Origin of the sequence: Bacillus sp. FJAT-27225, assembly GCF_001685025.1 — a bacterium.
In the GTDB taxonomy this organism is placed as follows: Bacteria; Bacillota; Bacilli; order Bacillales; family Cytobacillaceae; genus Bacillus_D.
The window spans coordinates 582,746-598,444 of sequence record NZ_MAYU01000001.1 but is presented as its reverse complement, the minus strand read 5'-3'; the positions used below and the strand labels follow the sequence as shown (position 1 = coordinate 598,444).

15 protein-coding genes are annotated in these 15,699 nt (G+C 45.1%); 11 read left to right on the top strand and 4 right to left on the bottom strand.

Annotation, left to right across the window (positions count from 1 at the left end; translation table 11 throughout):
• Positions 1-299 precede the first annotated feature (299 nt).
• Together A8F94_RS03070 and A8F94_RS03065 are read left to right on the top strand one after the other, a co-directional pair.
• On the top strand, positions 300-3,932 hold the full coding sequence (locus A8F94_RS03070) for a dynamin family protein (RefSeq protein ID WP_066195430.1): 3,633 nt from the start codon (positions 300-302) through the stop codon (positions 3,930-3,932).
• Positions 3,933-4,102: 170 nt separating this feature from the next.
• The gene (locus A8F94_RS03065) at positions 4,103-4,972 is read left to right on the top strand and encodes a 5'-3' exonuclease (protein WP_175384359.1); all 870 of its coding nucleotides are present in this window, start codon (positions 4,103-4,105) and stop codon (positions 4,970-4,972) included.
• A 481-nt stretch (positions 4,973-5,453) separates the two neighbouring features.
• Here A8F94_RS03065 and sspL read toward each other — a convergent pair whose 3' ends face one another.
• Entirely contained in the window at positions 5,454-5,591 is a 138-nt protein-coding gene (gene sspL / locus A8F94_RS03060; protein WP_043933657.1) for a small, acid-soluble spore protein L, read from the bottom strand.
• Positions 5,592-5,915: 324 nt separating this feature from the next.
• Between sspL and A8F94_RS03055 the strand changes: the two genes are divergently transcribed.
• Positions 5,916-6,413, top strand: a complete 498-nt coding sequence (locus A8F94_RS03055) for a divergent PAP2 family protein (RefSeq protein WP_066195424.1) — start codon at positions 5,916-5,918, stop codon at positions 6,411-6,413.
• A gap of 25 nt (positions 6,414-6,438) precedes the next feature.
• Positions 6,439-6,720 carry a DUF6123 family protein gene (locus A8F94_RS03050; protein ID WP_254660775.1) on the top strand — a complete coding sequence of 94 codons (282 nt, stop codon included), beginning with the start codon at positions 6,439-6,441 and terminating at the stop codon, positions 6,718-6,720.
• Positions 6,721-6,756: 36 nt separating this feature from the next.
• On the opposite strand, the gene A8F94_RS03045 is transcribed toward A8F94_RS03050, so the two are convergent.
• Positions 6,757-7,698: a DMT family transporter gene (locus tag A8F94_RS03045; protein ID WP_066195421.1), complete on the bottom strand. Its 942-nt coding sequence runs from the start codon at positions 7,696-7,698 to the stop codon at positions 6,757-6,759.
• On the bottom strand, positions 7,698-8,108 hold the full coding sequence (locus tag A8F94_RS03040) for a reverse transcriptase-like protein (protein WP_066195417.1): 411 nt from the start codon (positions 8,106-8,108) through the stop codon (positions 7,698-7,700). The genes A8F94_RS03045 and A8F94_RS03040 overlap by 1 nt, the downstream gene beginning before the upstream one ends.
• Positions 8,109-8,439: 331 nt before the next feature.
• Between A8F94_RS03040 and A8F94_RS03035 the strand changes: the two genes are divergently transcribed.
• Together A8F94_RS03035 and A8F94_RS03030 are read left to right on the top strand one after the other, a co-directional pair.
• Positions 8,440-9,096: a reverse transcriptase-like protein gene (locus A8F94_RS03035; protein WP_066195415.1), complete on the top strand. Its 657-nt coding sequence runs from the start codon at positions 8,440-8,442 to the stop codon at positions 9,094-9,096.
• A 10-nt stretch (positions 9,097-9,106) separates the two neighbouring features.
• Positions 9,107-9,304 (top strand): zinc-finger domain-containing protein, encoded by a 198-nt coding sequence (locus A8F94_RS03030; protein WP_254660774.1) that lies wholly within the window; start codon positions 9,107-9,109, stop codon positions 9,302-9,304.
• 119 nt (positions 9,305-9,423) lie between these two features.
• Here A8F94_RS03030 and cspD read toward each other — a convergent pair whose 3' ends face one another.
• Positions 9,424-9,624, bottom strand: a complete 201-nt coding sequence (gene cspD, locus A8F94_RS03025) for a cold-shock protein CspD (protein WP_043933662.1) — start codon at positions 9,622-9,624, stop codon at positions 9,424-9,426.
• A 249-nt stretch (positions 9,625-9,873) separates the two neighbouring features.
• On the opposite strand from cspD, the gene A8F94_RS03020 reads away from it, so the two are divergent.
• The 5 genes from A8F94_RS03020 (at position 9,874) to A8F94_RS03000 (ending at position 15,648) form a co-directional block, all read left to right on the top strand.
• A complete protein-coding gene (locus A8F94_RS03020) occupies positions 9,874-10,140 on the top strand; it encodes a hypothetical protein (RefSeq protein ID WP_066195412.1) in 267 nt (88 codons plus the stop codon).
• Between the two features lie 113 nt (positions 10,141-10,253).
• On the top strand, positions 10,254-12,473 hold the full coding sequence (locus tag A8F94_RS03015) for a type IA DNA topoisomerase (protein WP_066195410.1): 2,220 nt from the start codon (positions 10,254-10,256) through the stop codon (positions 12,471-12,473).
• A gap of 162 nt (positions 12,474-12,635) precedes the next feature.
• Complete coding sequence (locus A8F94_RS03010; RefSeq protein ID WP_441294179.1) at positions 12,636-14,312, top strand: formate--tetrahydrofolate ligase; 1,677 nt, start codon at positions 12,636-12,638, stop codon at positions 14,310-14,312.
• A 228-nt stretch (positions 14,313-14,540) separates the two neighbouring features.
• Complete coding sequence (locus tag A8F94_RS03005; RefSeq protein WP_066195404.1) at positions 14,541-15,074, top strand: hypothetical protein; 534 nt, start codon at positions 14,541-14,543, stop codon at positions 15,072-15,074.
• Between the two features lie 97 nt (positions 15,075-15,171).
• Positions 15,172-15,648 (top strand): glutathione peroxidase, encoded by a 477-nt coding sequence (locus tag A8F94_RS03000; RefSeq protein WP_066195401.1) that lies wholly within the window; start codon positions 15,172-15,174, stop codon positions 15,646-15,648.
• Positions 15,649-15,699 lie beyond the last annotated feature (51 nt).

Here is a 15,699-nt window from a genome sequence, read left to right as displayed (position 1 = left end):
AGGTTTATTGAAAACGTCTCTCATTCATGATACACTTTCCTTAACATTGAAAATCATTCTCATTCAGGAAGGTGTTACATATGGCTCTTGTTTTCGTTGGAGGAACGGTTGTCATTTACGCCACAATTATGAAGTACGTGCTGGGCCATGTCGCCAGGCCGACAGTTAAATAGGTTCCTTATTTCGATCAAGCCAGGGGATTATCCTCTGGCTTTTTGCGTTTTAATGGGAATAGAATGAATTTTCGTTTAAAATAGCCGTAGGGGAAATGATTATTCTTAAATAAGGGGAAACAATTCATGGTCCAAACAAAAAACCAACAAGAATCAGCTTCTAAGCTTAAAGGGGTATTATCACAACTTTACCTTTATTTAAAAGAACATGGTGATATAGAAAATGCCCAAAAAATAAAGCAACTTTCAACCAAGTATGAAGCGAAGGAAAATGTAATTGCGTTTTGCGGACATTTCTCGGCAGGCAAGTCTTCGATGATCAACCGGCTTGCCGGAGCGGATATTTTGCCTTCAAGCCCGATACCGACCAGCGCAAACCTTGTCAAAATAAAAACCGGTGAAGATTATGCAAAGGTTTATTTTAAAACTGGCATGCCCTGGATGTATATGGCTCCGTATGACTATGATGTCGTAAAAAGCCATGCGATGGATGGAGATGAAATCGAACAGATTGAGATAAGCAGCTCGACAATTAATCTCCCAATTAATGGCGCCATTCTTGACACGCCAGGCATTGATTCTGCTGACGATGCCCACCGGATAGCGACTGAGTCGGCTCTTCATCTCGCAGACTTGATTTTCTATGTGATGGATTATAACCATGTTCAGTCCGAAGTGAATTTTCTTTTTACAAAAGAGCTGACCGATGCAGGGAAAGAGGTTTACCTGGTTGTTAACCAAATCGATAAGCACCGGAATCAAGAGTTGAGTTTTGAAGATTTTAAAGAAAGCGTCTTGACTTCGTTCCAGTCGTGGGGCGTGCAACCGGCGGGGATTTTTTATACGTCGTTAAAGAATGTGCTCCATCCAGGAAATGAGTATTCTCAAGTAAAGCAGCTTGCCCACAACAAGCTCCAGCTAAATGAACAAGCATTCGAAAAATCAACGCGTGCTTCTATTGAAAAGGTTGTCCGCCAGCATCTAGACAAGCTGTCCGAAAGCCAGGAAGAAGAACGTTCCAGGCTTGCTGAAATTCTCTCATCTGCTGCCGATAGTGACAGCATTGAAGAAGAATTTTCATTAGTCAAAGGCATGCTTGAAGCTAGTTCTGCTAAAACAGAGCAGACTTTGAAAGAATTAGACCAAAAAATGAACAAGCTTCTGGAAAACGCCTATTTGATGCCGTTTGAAACGAGGGAACTGGCTCGTTCGTTTTTGGAATCAACCCAGCCTGGATTCAAAGTCGGACTGTTTTTTTCAACTGGAAAAACGATCGCCGAAAAGGCTGCAAGGCACGAAGCTTTTTTCAAGGAGATTTGCGAGAAGGCGAAAGAGCAAATTGACTGGCATGTGCGCGAATTGCTCCAGAACACCCTGAAGGAAAAAGAAATTCGCGATGAACATCTTTATTCGCTGGCACGGAATTTTTCGGTAGAGGTAACTGAAGACACTATTGAAAAACCGTTAAAGAGCGGGGCACTAGTTACTGGTGATTATTTGTTAAATTACACGGACGGGGTATCGTCCGAGATTAAGAAGGCGGCCAGGAATGCTGTTCATCGTTTTAAACAGGAATTCCGCGAAAACCTCGATAAACAAGTAAAAAAGGAAACTGCCGGCTTTGAATATGAGATGGCAAGGCTCTCCGAACTGATTAAGGCAAAGCAAAAGCTGGATTTGCTGGATCAAACGATAAAGGTATCCGAGTCGGAGCTGTCGGAGCTTCTGAGCAATCCTTCCAGATACGATGGGGCCGGTACAGTTTTTGAAAAACAAGATGAAGATGTCAGGATCATTCACTCGGATACGCCTGTAACGGCCGATACTGAGCATAACAGTAAACCTGCTGTCCAGTCTGAAGTAAAAAAGGCGGTCAAAGGGGGAGCAAATGCGGGTGCGGTTGCTTTGAAACTAAAAGAGGGGGCGGAGCTCGTGGCACCGCTGCCAGGCTTCGCGCATCTTGCGAAAGAGCTTGAAGACAGGGCTTCCCGCCTGGAAAGCAGGGCATATACGGTTGCATTATTCGGTGCTTTCAGCGCGGGCAAGTCTTCATTCGCAAATGCGCTGATCGGCGAGAACGGCCTGCCGGTTTCGCCAAATCCCACTACAGCAGCGATTTGCCGGATCAAACCTGTTTCTAAATACAATCCCCATGGATCCGTTGTCGTTCAGCTCAAAGAAAGTGCAAGTCTCCTTGATGATTTAAACCGTGCATTGAAATCATATGGAGGCAGTGTTGACAATCTGGAGGCAGCAGCGGCGAGAATAGATGAGTTGAAAAGTGTATCTTTTAACGGAGATGCTGCTGAAAAGGCAAATCTTGCGTTCCTGAATGCATTCCGGACTGGTTTTGCCGAAGTAAAGGATAAGCTCGGACAACAGCTTACAGCCGGGTACGAAGAGTTCACCGACTTTGTTGCCCGCGAGGAGAAGTCCTGCTTTGTTGAGTGGATTGATCTTTATTTTGATTGTGAACTGACCAGGAAAGGAATTAGCCTAGTCGATACTCCTGGAGCGGATTCAATTAATGCGAGACATACAGGGGTAGCTTTTGATTATATCAAAAACGCTGATGCAATCCTGTTTGTAACCTATTACAACCACGCTTTTTCAAAAGCTGACCGTGAATTCCTCATCCAGCTTGGCCGGGTAAAGGAAGTGTTCGAACTTGATAAAATGTTCTTCATTGTCAATGCCATCGACCTGGCAAAAGATGAAGAGGAAAAACAGCATGTTCTTTCCTATGTGGGCGGACAGCTTGAAAAATACGGTATCCGCAACCCTCACTTGAATCCTGTCTCCAGTCTGCTGGGCCTGAAAGAAAAACAGGAGAATTTGGATGGACGGATGTCCGGATTGCCGCAATTTGAAGAGGAATTTTACAAATTTATTTCTGAAGGGCTTTCCGGCATGGCCGCGGCTTCAGCTGCAAAAGAACTTCAGAGGATCAAGGGAATGGTCGTAAACCTTGTACAGTCGGCCAGACTTGATAAAACAGAGGCGAAAGAAAAAATCACGAAACTCCAAAATTCCAGGCAGGAACTTTCCAGGATGTTGGAAAAACAATCATCAGCCGGCCTGGAGCAAAGGGTGATTCAAGAGGCCGAGGAGCTCGTTTATTATGTAAAGCAACGAGTGTTCCTGCGCTTTAGTGATTTTTTCAGGGAATCGTTCAACCCATCAGTACTTAACGCTAACCGGAACATCAAACAGGCGCTTACCGCTTCACTGGAGGAACTGCTCGTAAGCCTTGGGCACGACCTTGCTCAGGAACTGCGCGCAACTGGACTGAGGATTGAAAAATTCACCGGCAGAGTGATTCGCGATTATTTGGCCGGCCTTGAAGAAGATTCGGCAGAGATATGCGAGGGGCTTACCTTTGCTGTGGTGAACCTGCCTGAGCCCGGCGGCATTGAGTTTTCGCGAGGGTTTGTTTCGACGGTCCCTTCCCAGTTCAGCCGTCAATTGGCGCTGTTTAAAAATCCAAAAGACTTTTTTGAGAAAAATGGCAAGCAAGTGATGCAGGATGAACTATATACAGTTTTGTCAGCAGAAGCGGATTCGTATCTACAAGTTGAATCAGAAAGGCTGAAGGAATATAGCAGCCAACTGGTTACAGAATGGTTTGGGGCAGCTATCAAGGAAGCATCGGCACAGGCCAACGATTATGTGAACAGTCTCCTCGAAGTATATGGAGGCGGATTAGATGCGGAGAAGCTGGAGTCGGTGTTAATAAAGCTTGAGGAAATTGCTTCTTAATCGCGAATTATCCCCCATATAAACTTTGTCTATGGTATAATTAAACTATGATTATGTTAGAAAAGGCGCTTGCTGCGCCTTTTTATTTTTCATTACATGAGTAGTGACTGAACTTATTATAACTTTGATGGAAAAATGGGGGAATTATTTTGCAAAAACAAGAATCGTTGATGCTTGTCGATGGGATGGCCCTCTTATTCAGGGCATTTTATGCGACTGCAGTTAGTGGCCAATTTATGATAAATTCAAAAGGGATGCCGACCAACGGGGTACAGGGCTTTTTGAAGCATATGCTTATGGCTGTTTCCGAGTTTAAGCCTACTCATTTGGCTGTTTGCTGGGACATGGGTTCAAAAACATTCCGCACTGAGCTGTTTGATGGCTACAAATCGAACAGGGGCGAGGCGCCAGTTGAACTTATTCCACAGTTTGACTTGGCTAAAGAGGTAGTTGACGCATTCGATATCCCTAATATTGGCCTGGCGGGCTACGAAGCGGACGACTGCATCGGAACGATTGCCCGACAGCTTAGCGGTACGATGCCGGTGTCAATCTTGACAGGCGACCGTGATATTTTGCAGTTATTGGATGAGCAAGTCTCGGTTATTTTGCTCAAAAAGGGCTATGGAAATTACCTTGTCCATACCCCTGAAACATTTTATGAAGAGTGTGGGCTGATTCCACGCCAGATGATTGACCTGAAGGCGCTGATGGGTGACCCAAGCGATAATTATCCAGGAGTTAAGGGAATCGGTGAAAAGACAGCTCTGAAGCTTCTACTCGAGCATGGCCATGTTGAAGGCATTCTTGAAAACCTGGATAAGCTGTCCAAGTCACATAAATCAAAAATCGAGCAGGATCTGGAGATGCTCCATCTTTCCAGAAGGCTCGCCGAGATTGACTGCAACGTCCCTGTCATGTGCGAAATCGACTCCGCTCAGTTTAAGCCAGACAGGGGGAAGGTTGAATCGATGCTGACTGAAACTGGCATTCGCGGCATCTCCAGGATGATTCCGTTTGATCCGGAACCAGTGTTTTAAAAAATTTGGAACTAAGGCCGTCCTTATAAATGAGGATGGTCTTTTTGGTGGCTATTTTTTGCTGTGGGGATTTAGGGAAAGCTTAAATTGAGGTCATTATAAATGATTTGCAGATGGCTCACGGCTTAGTCTTAATGACCCATGAGTAATAATAATGTCAATTACGACGTTTTTTGCCTCTCGCACGCTTTTCGGGCGTTGATGGCTATGTATCAACGACGTTTTTTGCCTCTCGCACGCTTTTCGGGCGTTGAAGACTTGTATCAAAAACGACACTCCGTGCACCTAAAATCGGTTTGTAGTGTCGTCAATGGTTCTTACCGACCCTGTACACCTAAAATTAGTTTGCACCGTTGTCAAAAGAGTTCTGACGACCCTGAGCAATAAGTATAATGTACCGTTGTCAAAAGTTGCCGGAAGCTAGGTCAATGATTCTTTCTTTGAAAGGAGCCCTATCCACGGGCTCCTTTTTTCATGAGCCTTACCGCTTTGTATTGCTTTTCTTAGCGTTGTTTTCCAATTGGCTTTTTGGCGCTGGCGTAAAGTCCGCATCCTGGCCAAAGCCCTGTGGATTTACGCCTGGGGCTTTAGTCCCGCGGTTAGAGTTATTCTTGCTCATTTTGTCACCTCCTGTTTTCTTAGTATCTCCGCGGGGAATAATAAAGTGAAACTTCAATTGGTGGGGGTTTTTTCCTTATCCCTCACTGATTATTAGTCCCGTTCTATTGCTGCTAATTCGCCAAAGAGTGCGGCGGCTAAGCGGCTAGGAGTCCGATTGGTTCAATTAAGCCGCATAATGGCGCAGCGGATAGTATTACTGGCTAATGCAGCTGTTGTCCCCCGCTTAATCTATTTCTGACTTTCCTCTAGGCAAGAGGTGGGGGTTTATAGCGCGTTATTCTGGGATAAACATGATTGCAAACAAGCAGAGAGGTGAAGTGAAATGAACAAAGGCGTAATTGTATCCCTGTTGAGCATTGGGATGGCACAGGGGTTGAAAATACCAATTCACTATGCAAAAACGAAAGAATGGCGGCCGGAATTATTTTTCCAGACAGGCGGGATGCCTAGTTCCCACTCTGCTGGAGTCTCATCCTTGACTACTTTCATCGCGCTAAAACGGGGGGTCCCAACCGTCGATTTTGCTCTATCGCTTGTCTACGGATTGATCGTTATGTACGATGCCCAGGGTATCAGGAGACAAACCGGGGAGCTGACCTTGAAGGTGAACTCGCTCGGGGAGCTTGTTGATAAAATTCATGATGATGAAGCGACGGTCGAATTTGAAGAAAAAACCCCGCAGAAGCTGAAGGAAATGCTTGGACACAAGCCGGGAGAAGTTCTGGGCGGTGCTGCTCTGGGAATCCTGATGGGGTACATCGGACATGTTTTGACAAAAAACGATAGAAAAATGTCTGATTTTACTTTACACTATAAGTAAGAAGTTCTTGTAATGACAGGAAGGATTGGGTGTAAAGGTGCAGACGCTTGATAGTTATCTGCAGCATTTGCAGGGGAAAGGCTTCCAGCTTCAGGAAGATGCAATCGGATTTATATACTTTGGCAAATTGTATACCAATGCGAGTGATGAAGTGGCTATTGCAGCTGTTGAAATTACGCTGAAGGCGCAGTTCAGTTTTGAGGGAAGCTTCTATGTGTCGCTTCTGGAAACACTTGTTGCCAATAATGTGAGAACCCGAAGAGGAGCGCTTAAATTTGTAAAGGACAGGCAGCTTTTGGCGATCTAATGCCCAACTTAATACCCGAAAAAGAGCCGGACGCAATTACGCGCCCGGCTCTTCTGTCCTATAATCCAAGCCTGTTTGAGGCTGAAGTTTGGCAGATGATCTGGATGGCAGCTCAGAGCAAATCATTCCCGCAAAGATCAGTGCACAACCGATAAATGCAGAAACAGTCAGCGTTTCATTGGCCCAAAAATAGCCTGCTCCTGCGGCAAATACCGGCTCCATCGCAAAAATCAGTGCAACCCTGGTCGGCGAAGTATGTTTTTGGAAGGCAGTCTGTACAAGGAAAGCAAAAGCAGTCGCGAATAAAGCGCAGATAACAAGGGCAAGCATGACTTCGGTGGAAAGCAGTATGTCTGGGTTAAAAGCATTTCCCCAGTCTTCAAAAAGGAAAGCAGCAAGAGATGAAAGAATGCCAACTGTTGCTATTTGGATGACTGTCAACAAAAGAGAAGGGAAGCTTTTGCTGTACTTTCCGGTAAGAATAATCTGCAGTGCAAATCCGATTGCGCAAATGAACACAAGAGCATCGCCTTTATTCAGTCCGGAAACCCCGCCCATTGTAAGCATGAACAGGCCAATTGTGGCTATAATGACACCAAGGACGGCATTCCGGCTTGGCTTCTGCTTCATTAAAAGAAACGAAAACAATGGGACCAGCACAACGCTCAGCCCGGTTATGAATCCAGCCTTTGACGAGGTTGTGTACAAAAGTCCTGCAGTTTGCGCGGCATAGCCAATAAACAAGAAGATACCCAGTAAAAATCCTGCAGCGAGTATCGTTTTGTTCAGCTGCTTAAGCTGGTGGCGTTCAAACAGAATTAGCCAAACCCCTAATACAAAAGCTGCTGCAAGGAAACGGATTCCGTTAAAAGAAAAAGGTTCGAGAAAACTAATTGCATTTTGGACGAGAACAAAGGTGGTTCCCCAAATAAACGCAACGAGCATTAAAACACCGTCAGCAAGGAGTTGTTTGTTCATCACGATTCCTCCCCATTGACCGGGCTGTTCTTCCTAATTGCCTGCCTTGCCAGTTCATCGGCTGTTTTGTTTTCGCTGCTCGGGATCCATTTCATAAAGAACAGGTCAAATTGGCGGCTCAGCTCGAGGGCGCGCTCGAGTAATGGAGCGTATGCCTTATTTTTAGCGAATTCCTTTTCAACTGCCCGATTGACAAGCTCGGAATCAGTACGGAACGAAACTGTCCTATATCCTTTTTGAAGACAGATTTCCAGCGCTTTAATAAACGCATGGTATTCCGCTTCATGATTGGACAAAGTTCCAAGCGGAAGTGAATATGTATCGGCTCCGCCATGCCCTTTTATAAAAATTCCAGCTCCGCTAGGTCCGGGATTGCCGGCACTGGCTCCATCGATGTATACTTCTATCAATCTCGATTCCCCCATTAATGTGCTAAAGTGATTTTATCATAAAGGGGCTAATAATATTACTGTAAATTGGTTTAGTCGTCTTTGTTTGTGTATAAACGTAATATTACTAGCCATGTAAACCTTGCCAATAAATGTTATTGATGACATTTCAGGCATGTTTTTGGAGTGAAACGATGCCAACACAAGCTATTGACGACACTTTTATTGGAATTTAAAGCAAAATGATACCAATAGGGTTCTGAAAAAGATCAATACATTTTTTCGTAACAGCGCCATATTTTTAAGGAATAGGCAAAAATAAAAGCATTACAAAAAAACCGGAGGCACTATCATGAAATATAGGTTAGAATGGGATTTTAAAATGAAAGGCAGCGACAATGTCCATTTCAGCTCTGACTGGCTGGAGGGGGAAGCAGCGCTTTCAGTCGGAGAAGAACTTGAGCGGACTGGAAAGGCAGTGGACATTTCCTTTGAAGACGAACTGGGCACTAGCTGGACGCTTAAAGAAATGCGGAAGCTTCTTGAAGAAACCGAAGAGGATCCACACGACGTGATTGTCTATTTTGATGGGGGCTTCCAAAAGGAAACGTATGAGGCGGGCCTTGGAGCGGTTGTCTTTTTTAAACAGGGCAAGAAAAAGTACCGGGTTCGGGCCAATGAGAAAATTGCAGAAATGGAAACCAACAATGAAGCAGAATACGCTTCAATGTACTTTGCGCTGTCGCTTCTGGAGGAATACGGAATTAGCAGCATGCCTTGCGAATTCCGGGGGGATTCCCAGGGCGTACTGAAACAGCTCGAAGGCGAATGGCCGTGTTATGAGGAAGTACTGAATAAATGGCTGGACCGGATTGAGAAAAAGTTGGAGGACTTAAAGATTAAGCCTTCGTATAAAGTACTATCCAGGAATGAAAACAAGGAAGCAGATAAGCTTGCAAGCCAGGCGCTGGATGGCAAAAAGATCATGGCAAAAACACAATTGCTGTAGGAGGTAGGGGATGGAAAAAAGGACAATCGACAGGAAACTGATATTCAATGAAATTAACGCTCTTTTGGCGGGCTATTGTGACGGCTGTTTTTTACAAAAACAGAACATGAATGATGCCGGGAGACGGAAGTCGCACAAGTTTTGCATCAGCCAGTGCACGGTGGGTGCACAGCTAAAGTCGCTTGGAAGCCAGCTGTCCGGGAAATAGGATGCAGCAAAAAAATGTATCGCGTGTAACTCTTCACCCACATGATAAACAAGAACTCGCCAATGGCATACAAAAAGGCTGGCATCTGCCAGCCTGAAACATCGACTTTGTAAACGCAATTATAGTTTTACTACGTTTGCAGCCTGTGGACCACGGTTTCCTTCGACGATTTCAAAAGAAACTTCCTGTCCTTCTTCAAGGGATTTGAAGCCGTCGCCCTGAATTGCTGAAAAATGAACGAATACGTCCTCGCCGCCTTCGACTTCAATGAATCCGTAGCCTTTTTCGTTGTTGAACCATTTAACTTTACCGTTTTGCATATTAACCTTTTCCTCCTAAAACCTTCGAGGCACCTGTGATGCCCAAGTTGAATATTATCATGAAGCAGATGAAGCAGGGTTGTCCTGATTTAGTCTGAACCATGATGCTATTACTATACCCCATAAAATCTGGTCAGTCAAGGAATGAAAGCGCTTTTGTTGGAAGTTTGTCCAATTTTCCCAAGTTTACAAATAATCTTCATAATTGCGGAATTTTAGCCATACCTTCTACTAACGGAGGTTGAGAATATGTATCGGATCGCCAAAAGGAATGAGGAACTAATTTTAAGATTTTTGCCGAAGTTGAACTTGTCATTGCCTGTGAAGGAGGAAATTTGCAAGGCGATTACAGCTGGCCAGCCAGATGTGAGTGAACTTGCCTCAACAGGAAATGCGCTGCTTTTCTTGAAAAATCTTGGAGCGGTGGCTATAGATGTGGAGCGGGTGCCATCCCTCGTTTTAACGGTGACAGCAGTGATACCAAAGGACAGATGGTTCACTTATGGTGAGGACTAGCCCAATCGCCGGAAGGCGTCTTTTTTTTTTGAAAAAATAACGCCTTTCACCAAAAAACAGCAGTTTTAGGCTAAAATGGAGGTATCTTGTTTAGATGGAATGGTGGGTAAAACGTGAAAAAAGTAATTATCTCCGAAAAGCCGTCGGTTGCAAAAAACATTGCCGATGCCCTGAAAATCAAAGGGAAGCAGGACGGTTTTTATGAAGGGGACGACTATATTATTACATGGGCGTTCGGGCATCTTCTTCAGCTCTGGGATGCGAAGGATTATGACACAAAGATGGCGAAGTGGAAAATGGACAACTTTCCGTTCATTCCCGAACAGTTTAAATATAAGGTGAAAAGCGATCCTAGAAACCGTGACAAAGAAGACCTTGGTGCAAAAAAGCAGCTGAAGATTATTCACAGTCTCATCAAGAGGGCCGATGTCGATGGGATTGTTTCGGCATGCGACTATGACCGTGAAGGGCAGTTGATTGGAGACAGTATCATTTACAATAGCAAAACGAAAAAGCCCGTATATCGGCTGCTCCTGAATGAATGGACACCTCAGGAAGTTTTGAACGGGCTCGCTTCCCTTCGGCTGAATACGGATTTACGGCCGCTGCAGGATGCCGGAGTCAGCCGCCAGTGGGCGGATTGGACAATTGGCATTAACTTGACGTCTGCGGCGACGCTAAAGTACCAGAAAGGTTCAGGGAAGGCTCTCAATATCGGGCGGGTATTGCTGCCAACATTGAAAATTATTTATGACAGGGATTTGGAGATCGAACGGTTCGTCCCGGAGACCTATTTTAAGCTGACAGCACTCTTCAAAACTTCAAAGAATGAAGAGTATGAAGGCACCTACAATGAAAAAGACGAAGACAAATTCAAGGACAAAGCCCAACTTGAGGCAGTGGTGGCGGCGCTGGCAGGGCACGAGGGCGTTGTGACAGATAAGAAGGTCGAGAAAAAGCAGGAGCTTCCTCCGTTCTTGTTTAATCTTTCCAACCTCCAGGGCTATATTACGAGTAAGTACAAGGGCTGGACTGCCGATAAAGTCCTGAAAGTTGCCCAATCGCTCTATGAAAAGAAATTCATTACGTACCCGAGGACTGCGAGCTCGGTGCTTGAAGAATCACTCGCGGGCAAGGCTGCCAAGGTGCTGGACAACTTAAAGAAAGACTTGCCTTATCGGGATGAAGTCGTTTTTAAAAAATCGAAGCGTGTCTTCGACTCATCAAGGGTTGAAAGCCATAGTGCAATCATGCCGACGTATATGCTTCCGAAATCGCTCACCTCTGATGAGGCGATTGTTTACAATGCAATCAAGAATCGGTTTATTATGCAATTCATGCCGGCTGCCGAATATGAGGAAACGAAAATTACGACGGAAGTTCCGGGTGCGGCTCTGGCCGGCGTATTTTTATCAAAAGGCCGGATTGAGCTTGTCGAGGGCTGGAAAAAGATTGAAAAAATCGAGTCGAAAGAGACGCTTCTGCCGAATATTGAGACCGGGGAGCAAGTCACCGTTGCCGGGACCGATTTGACCACGCACCAGACAAAGCCGCCTAAGCACCATACCGAGAAAACGCTGCTCCGGGTCATGGAGACATGCGGGAAGGGCCATGAGGAAGAAGATAGTACGGAAATGATGGAAGCAATATTGGCAGGCTACAGTATCGGGACACCGGCAACAAGGGCCGAGACAATTAAGAAGCTGAAGGATATTGGCTATATCGAGGCGCAGAACAAGAATTTAATCTGTACGGAGCTCGGCAGGAGGCTTGTTGAGACGTTCCCGATCCACGAGCTGTTTGACCTCGAATTTACTGGCAGGCTTGAAAAGACGCTTTCTGATATTGAAAAGCGCAGGGTCGCGAAGGATGAATTTTTACAAATAATTTTCGGATTCACATCTGAATCAGTTGAAAAAATCAAAGAGGGCGAGACGAAAATCCTTCAAGAAGTAAAGAGGGAGCGAAAAACGAAGGAAGTCCTTGGCAAGTGCCCGGAATGCGGCAAGGGGAGCATTATTGAAGGGCAGAAGGGATTCGGCTGCAGCAACTGGAAGAGCGGCTGCAAATTCACTGTCTGGAAGAATGACAAATTCCTTGCGGCTTTAAAAAAGAATCCCACTGTAACGATGGTAAAAAGCATTTTGAAAAATGGTTATGCTAACGTCAAAGGGCTGACGAGCAAGAAAGGCACAAAATTTGACGCCATCCTCCGTTACGAAAAGGACGAGGAAAAGGGCTATTATTCATGGAAAATGGAGTTTCCCGAAAAGCCGGCAAGAAAAGCTGCGCCGAGGAGTACAACGAAACAAAAGAAAACCTCAAATTCATAACATAATTTGGCAAGTGCTGAAGGAATCTATATGCACCTGCCTTTATTTTTTATGGAACTGATAAAAGTCACTCACAGGAGTAAAAGGATTTGTTACAATAGAACATGCAGGAAAAGTTTACACTAAATTCAGTCATGGATGCGGGGGATACTTTTGGAAAAAATCAAGCACAAGTCCGACATTGAAATTGCACAGGAAGCAAAAATGAAGCCAATCACTGAGATCGCTGCTACGGTCGGACTGGCTGAAGACGATTTGGAGCTGTATGGAAAGTACAAAGCAAAGCTCTCAACTGACACACTAAAGAAATTACAAACGAGGCCTAGCGGTAAGATTATTCTTGTAACTGCGATTAATCCTACTCCTGCCGGGGAAGGGAAGTCGACTGTTACTGTTGGCCTTGGTGATGCATTTAACAGGATAGGAAAAAAAGCGATGATTGCAATGCGCGAGCCTTCGCTTGGCCCAACTATGGGGATTAAAGGGGGCGCTGCTGGCGGAGGTTACTCACAGGTTCTTCCTATGGAGGATATTAACCTTCATTTCACGGGAGACCTGCACGCGATTACAACTGCCAACAATGCATTGGCAGCATTGATCGATAACCATCTGCAGCAAGGAAATGAGCTGCGCATTGATTCGAGGCGGATTGTCTGGAAGCGGGCAGTTGACCTTAACGACCGTGCACTAAGGAAGGTCGTGATCGGCCTGGGGGGCCCTATTCAGGGTGTTCCCCGTGAAGATGGATTTGATATAACGGTCGCTTCGGAAATAATGGCGGTTCTTTGCCTTGCCACCGATCTGGAAGATTTAAAACGACGGCTGGCCCGAATGGTCGTTGCCTACAATGATCAGAAGGAGCCTGTAACAGCGGGCGACCTTGGTGTTGAGGGCGCACTTACACTGCTCCTCAAGGAAGCCGTAAAACCAAATATTGTCCAAACAATTGAGCATACACCTGCAATGGTGCACGGCGGCCCGTTCGCCAATATTGCACACGGCTGTAATTCTGTTATCGCAACGACTGCAGCTGCCAAATTGGCCGATTATGTAGTAACGGAAGCAGGTTTCGGAGCCGATCTCGGTGCTGAGAAGTTTTTGCATATTAAATCACGCAGTGCCCAGATCAAGCCAGAGGCCGTCGTTATTGTCGCAACAATCAGGGCACTGAAAATGCATGGCGGGGTGCCAAAACAGGAGCTTTCAGCTGAGAATATTCCGGCTTTGACACTTGGCTTTGCCAATCTTAAAAAACATATTGAAACGATCAAGGCGTTTGGATTACCGGCTGTTGTTGCTGTTAACCGGTTTGTTACTGATTCACCAGAAGAAATTAAGACGCTGATTGATTGGTGTGAATCAGAGAACATTGAAGTTGCCTTGACAGAGGTATGGGAAAAGGGCGGCGAGGGCGGAATCGAGCTTGCCGAAAAAGTTTTGAAGGCGATCGAGGAAACACCAAATACATTCCAGCCTCTTTATGACCTTGCCGATCCAATCGATGTGAAGGTACGGACGATTGTCCAAAAGGTGTACGGAGGGCTTGATGTGGAATTCTCAGCTAAGGCGAAAAAGCAGCTTGTCGACTTTGACAGGCTAGGCTGGACCAACTTGCCAATTTGTATGGCAAAAACCCAGTATTCACTTTCAGACAATCCTTCTCTGCTTGGCAGCCCAACCGGATTTACTGTAACGGTCCGGGAATTCAAGCCTTCTATTGGCGCTGGATTTTTAGTTGCACTGACCGGAGATGTCATGACAATGCCTGGCCTGCCGAAAAAGCCGGCTGCAATGAATATGGATGTTGATGCAAACGGGAATGCGGTAGGGCTTTTTTAGTCATAAGGAGAAACAATCAAGGGAGGCTCTTTTAACAGAGCCTCTTTTTTAGCATGAACTTGAAACTGCCCATAAATTCGGAAAGTGCGCGTAAATTTTGAAAAATGCGCATATATGGGGGAAATTACGCATAAACCCGAAAAAGTGTGCATTAATCCAGAAAAGTACGAATAAAACGAGAAACTGAGGAATTCGTTACTATTATAGACTGTTAAGGGAGGCCAGAAATTGTTTGATCCAACAGCTTTTGATAATATGAAAGTAATCCTGGAAGGTTCACTTTACGATATGGATCTTGCCAAGGAGATTGCAATAATCGATCGCAAGGATATTGTCGATCTCGCATCTTTATCGAGGGAGTTTCTGGTTCGCTTCCATATGGTGGGGATTGCCGGGATAGAAGCAGAAGTAATACTTCGGGCAGGGCTGGTCAATTTAGCTGCGGAGCTTTTGCCAAGCGATACTCAAAAGAATAAAGCTGGCTGTGAGCTTCTGCTGCAATTCGATATGAAGCACAAAGACGACGAAACGATTTTTCTGGAAATCCAGTCAATCATCGAGTCGGTCTGGGGAGCGGAGCGAAAAATTACCCAGAAAGCTGCATTTGACCCGTTTGGCCAAGAGGACAGTATACATAATTGCATTACGGTTGAGTTTAATAGATTAATTACCGAGAGCCAGCTGAGCGACCTTCCCGATATGATTGCCTATACCTCAGAAACGCTCGTCCGCCTGTATACCTATCTTGAAAGCTTGAATTAGCGGAAAGTAACTGGAATGCAAGTGTGGCTGGCTATAATGCAAACATACATAGATTACGTGTGAAAAACGAAAAATATGAGAATGGTGGTGGACGACTTTGTCAGTATACGAATTTAAAGCACGGACAATCAAAGGTAAGGAAGTTTCATTACATGATTATGAAGGAAAGGTTCTTCTTATTGTCAATACTGCTAGTAAATGCGGATTCACCCCTCAATATGAGGACCTGCAGGAACTATATGCAGAATACGAGGGAAGAGGCTTTGCCGTACTGGGGTTCCCGAGCAACCAATTCGGCGGCCAGGAGCCTGGAACCGAAGAGCAAATTGAATCATTTTGCAGCTTGAATTACGGAGTTACCTTCCCTATTTTTGCGAAGGTCGATGTGAAGGGGGATAAGGCGCACCCTCTATTCGAATACTTATCAAAAGAAGCTCCAGGGATACTAGGCAGCAAGAGTATTAAGTGGAATTTTACCAAGTTTCTTGTTGACAGAAATGGAAAACCGATAGCTCGATACGCCTCAACCATAAAGCCGAATGATATAAAAAAGGATATTGAAAAGTTGCTTTAATACCTTTTTAAATGAGGACTAATTTAAGCCTGTACTACTTATATTTAGACT

Excerpts from the sequence above, each read along its gene's own strand:
- A8F94_RS03070 (WP_066195430.1), top strand. The coding sequence starts at position 300 with ATGGTCCAAACAAAAAACCAACAAGAATCAGCTTCTAAGCTTAAAGGG.
- A8F94_RS03065 (WP_175384359.1), top strand. The coding sequence starts at position 4,103 with ATGCTTGTCGATGGGATGGCCCTCTTATTCAGGGCATTTTATGCGACT.
- sspL (WP_043933657.1), bottom strand. The coding sequence starts at position 5,591 with ATGAGCAAGAATAACTCTAACCGCGGGACTAAAGCCCCAGGCGTAAAT.
- A8F94_RS03055 (WP_066195424.1), top strand. The coding sequence starts at position 5,916 with ATGAACAAAGGCGTAATTGTATCCCTGTTGAGCATTGGGATGGCACAG.
- A8F94_RS03045 (WP_066195421.1), bottom strand. The coding sequence starts at position 7,698 with ATGAACAAACAACTCCTTGCTGACGGTGTTTTAATGCTCGTTGCGTTT.
- A8F94_RS03035 (WP_066195415.1), top strand. The coding sequence starts at position 8,440 with ATGAAATATAGGTTAGAATGGGATTTTAAAATGAAAGGCAGCGACAAT.
- A8F94_RS03030 (WP_254660774.1), top strand. The coding sequence starts at position 9,107 with ATGGAAAAAAGGACAATCGACAGGAAACTGATATTCAATGAAATTAAC.
- cspD (WP_043933662.1), bottom strand. The coding sequence starts at position 9,624 with ATGCAAAACGGTAAAGTTAAATGGTTCAACAACGAAAAAGGCTACGGA.
- A8F94_RS03020 (WP_066195412.1), top strand. The coding sequence starts at position 9,874 with ATGTATCGGATCGCCAAAAGGAATGAGGAACTAATTTTAAGATTTTTG.